We start from the raw sequence: 761 nt of genomic DNA, 5'->3' as shown, positions 1-761 counted from the left end.
AACGCGGGAAAAACCACCACTCACTTCGCCGACACACCCGACCAGACCAACGACCAGATCAACAGCCTCGCCCTCCAGCCCGACGGAAAGATCCTCGCAGGCGGAACCAGCAGCACCACGCGCAGCACCGTTTTCGCCATCGCGCGGTTCGCCCCGGACGGTTCAATGGACGAGGGGTTCGGGCACGGAGGGAGGACCACCACCGATTTCGGGAACTCCTATGACCGGGCCAACAGCCTCGTGCTCGGGCCAGACGGGACGATCATCGCCGCCGGATACACCAGCGCCACCCGCACCACCGCCTTCGCAGTGGCCCGCTACATGGCCGACGGCCGGGCTGACCCGGCCTTCGGAACCGGCGGGAAGCTCACCACCCTCTCCGGCGCGCACAGCTACGCGATCCAGGCTGCTCTCCACCCCGACGGCGGCCTCGTCGTTGCCGGGTTCACCTATGGGACCGACCACATGGCCTTCGCCGTAGCGCGCTACGCACTGCCCGGCGCGGCGTGTGACCGGCGGCGGGAAGCGGTCCCGGACCCACGGGGCGCGGGCGGCACCCAGAAGACTCCCGGCACCTCATACGGCTGTGGCGGGGACAATCGGGACCGCATGCGGGGGCCTGTGCTGCCGCTCGGCAAAGTACTGGGAGAGCTCAGCCCTCTCCGTGGACTGTAAAAGAAGCGGTGTAACTCCGATCATGGAGGATTGCACCTGTGACCAGCGAGAAGATAGCCGCACCATCCGGCGCGGGGGCCGCGTCG

At 68.2% G+C, this 761-nt stretch carries 1 protein-coding gene; it reads left to right on the top strand.

Annotation, left to right across the window (positions count from 1 at the left end; all coding sequences use genetic code 11):
* Positions 1-675, top strand: a 675-nt coding sequence (locus ACIBEA_RS44245) for a delta-60 repeat domain-containing protein (protein WP_399270193.1), incomplete at its 5' end; no start/stop codon positions are given.
* Positions 676-761: the final 86 nt, after the last annotated feature.

The organism is Streptomyces sp. NPDC051555, from assembly GCF_044454405.1.
GTDB lineage: Bacteria > Actinomycetota > Actinomycetes > Streptomycetales > Streptomycetaceae > Streptomyces.
This window is presented reverse-complemented; position numbering and strand designations above follow the sequence as displayed.